Genomic DNA, 2,833 nt, shown 5'->3' on the forward strand with positions numbered 1-2,833 from the left:
TCTCGATGGCGTTGCCGATGGTGTTGCGAGCCCGGTAATCGAGATCGACGCAGCAATCGAACAGGTGGCGCTGACCCGGATTGAGGCGGGAGATGCTGTCGCGGCTGGTCTTCTCGTTGACGCCGGAGATCAGCAGACGATCAGCGTAACCGCGGGCGAGAAGGTCGATGGCATCGTCGATCCGCTGGGCCCCGCCCGTGAGGACGACGATCCCGTCAGCGCCCGTCTCGGGCCGCTGCTCGATCCGGTCCAAGGAATAGACGAAGCCCAAAAATCCCAAAAACCCGACGAAAAGGAGCGCGATGCTGCAGCAGAAGCCGGCGAAGAAACAGCGGATGAGCCAGGATTTGTGTGTGGGCATGAAATGATCGGCCGCATGGGCAGCCCACCCCCAGCCGAAAGCTTCCGTGGCTTCCAGGGTGCTCGTATTTGCCGTGGTCTGCGCTCGAAAGATCATCCTGCTCCGAACAATTATCCTAGCCGACGATACTGCAGAATAAGGCAAGGGGGAGGCAATTCCTTTTTGAACCCCCACTATTAACCGGCTTCGTTAAGAAAGCGTCTCACGGTCAGCCGGGACACGGCGGCGGTGATCAGGGCGACGATCAGGGCGATCAGGACCACGGTAGCGTAACCGCGCCAGCCGATGCTGAACGATCCGAAAAGCGCCTCGAGCTGGTCCCCGGCCGGGCTTGCCCGCCAGGTTCGGGTGAAAAATCCGAGCACGATCGTCACGAGAAGCGCGCCGCCGGCGCCGACCGCGCTGCCGCGCAGGCCGAGTCGGAAGAACCGACGCTGGAACTCGCGGGCGATGTAATCGTCGTTCGCACCGACGAAATGCAGCACGTCGACCACTTCCCGGTTGCCGGCCATGGCCCCGCGCGTGGCGAAGGTGACGGCGAGGCTCGCAGCGATAAGGACGAGGATGACGAGGACGATGCCGACGCCGATGACCGTGTTCGCCATGGTCGAGAGGCGCGACAGCCACAGCGCGTGGTCGTCGAGGCTGGCATTCGGGACCTGATCCTTGAGAATCTGGCGCAACGCGGAAAAGTCGGGCTTGGCCCCACTTTGCAGCTTGATCACGATCAGTCGCGGGATCGGCAGATCGCCGAAATCGAGGCCCGTTCCGAGCCAAGGCTCCAGCAAGCGCTCGGATTCTTCCTTGGAAAAGGTCTGCACCTCTTCCACGGACGGGGCCGCCTTGGCGAGAGYCACCGCTTTCGCGACGTCGGCCTCGATGGAGCGCTGGACCTGTGGGCGGACCTGGATGGTCACCTCGCGTGAGACGGCGGATTCCCATTGGGCGGAGCTTGCCGCCACCAGTTCGGCGCCGCCGGCGCAAAGCGCGGCGAGGAAGGTCAGGATCGCAATCACCGCGGTCAGCGCGCGTCCGCCGGCCGAATCGACAGGCACGAGCGGCGCGTTCCGACGCAGCGAAGCGGGGAGCGGGCGGTCCGGGGCGGCAGGCCGCGGTTTCTGGGCGGGGATGTCGCTCATGCGCTCACGCGTCGATATGCAGGTGCCCCTCGCCGAGAACGAGCCGACGGACGTCGAGCTGGTCCATGAGCGAGAAGTCGTGGGTGGCGATGACGACGGAGGTTCCGAGACGGTTGAGTTCGATGAAAAGGCGCAACAGCCGGCGGGCGAGCGACGGGTCGACGTTGCCGGTCGGCTCGTCGGCAAGAAGCAAGTCCGGACGCACGATCAGGGCGCGGGCGATGGCGGCGCGTTGCTTTTCACCGCCGGAGAGAACGGGCGGCAGCACATGCATGCGATCGCCGAGACCGACCCAGCGCAGAAGCTCGACGACTTCCGCCCGGTAGGTCGCTTCCTCCTTGCCCTGGACGCGCAAGGGCAGGGCGACGTTCTCGTACGTGGTGAGATGGTCGAGAAGACGAAAATCCTGAAACACGACGCCCATGCGCCGCCGCAAATCGGTGATGTCTCCCTTGGAGATCTTCGACACATCCTGACCGAACAGGGAAATGAGGCCGCGGGTCGGGCGCACGGAAAGGAGGATCAGCCGCAGCAATGTGGTCTTGCCGGCGCCCGAGGGGCCGGTGAGGAACTGGAAAGAGTTCGGCTCGATGGAAAAGGTCAGATCGCGCAAGACCTCAGGGCCCATGCCATAGCGCACGCCCACATTCTCGAAATGTACCGAAGGGACGAGGCCTTCATCGAATTCGTTTTCGTAAAACGCTTTCACGCGCCGCAAACCAACCTTGATCCAYGAATCGATGACGAGGCGGCGCGGATGGTTCCACCCGTCTCGCATCGCCGCAAGCCCTTATACGGCAAATCGGCGTGTCGCCACGGCCAAATCCCGATCGTCGTCATGAAAACATCCATTCCCTTGTGTCGTCATGTTGTCGCGCCTGCCCGATGGCCGACGTCGGTCGCGGCATTCTGCGCACCAACGGTAAAGGAGACGTTTGACTTCCTCCCTTCTCCGTGGTCGTGAGTGTAGATCGCGCCGGGACACCCCTATTGTCCCCTTTTGCACCCACGTCTTTGCTCTTCGACGGACCGATCATGACGACGACGCCTCCCCGCATCCGGGTTCTCTTCGACGAAACCGCCATATCCCGCCGTAATGAAGAATTGGCGCAGGAAGTCGCGCGGTTTAAACCCGAGAATCTCCTGGTGGTCGCGGTCTTGAAGGGGAGCTTCATGTTCGCTGCCGACCTGATTCGCGCCCTTCATCGCGCGGGGCTCGAACCGCAGGTGGAATTCATCCACCTGTCGAGCTATCGCTCGGGCACGGTGTCATCGGGCCAGGTGACGATCCTGCGGGACGTGGAGAGCGACGTGCGCGGTCGCGATATCCTGC

General features: G+C 63.2%; 4 protein-coding genes. 1 reads left to right on the forward strand and 3 read right to left on the reverse strand.

Going from position 1 to position 2,833, the window contains the following annotated elements; all coding sequences use genetic code 11:
- The 3 genes from AC1DT3_RS17055 to ftsE all read right to left on the reverse strand — a co-directional run.
- The coding region (locus AC1DT3_RS17055) for a YdcF family protein (RefSeq protein ID WP_477466427.1) at positions 1-457 on the reverse strand (457 nt) is incomplete at its 3' end.
- A gap of 80 nt (positions 458-537) precedes the next feature.
- Positions 538-1,500, reverse strand: coding sequence for a cell division protein FtsX (locus AC1DT3_RS17060; RefSeq protein WP_477466428.1), 963 nt, complete (start codon positions 1,498-1,500; stop codon positions 538-540).
- A 4-nt stretch (positions 1,501-1,504) separates the two neighbouring features.
- Complete coding sequence (gene ftsE, locus AC1DT3_RS17065) at positions 1,505-2,278, reverse strand: cell division ATP-binding protein FtsE (protein ID WP_477466429.1); 774 nt, start codon at positions 2,276-2,278, stop codon at positions 1,505-1,507.
- 257 nt (positions 2,279-2,535) lie between these two features.
- Between ftsE and AC1DT3_RS17070 the strand changes: the two genes are divergently transcribed.
- Positions 2,536-2,833: phosphoribosyltransferase (locus AC1DT3_RS17070; RefSeq protein WP_477466430.1), on the forward strand; the 298-nt coding region annotated here is incomplete at its 3' end.

Source organism: Microvirga sp. P4_G7 (genome assembly GCF_056401005.1).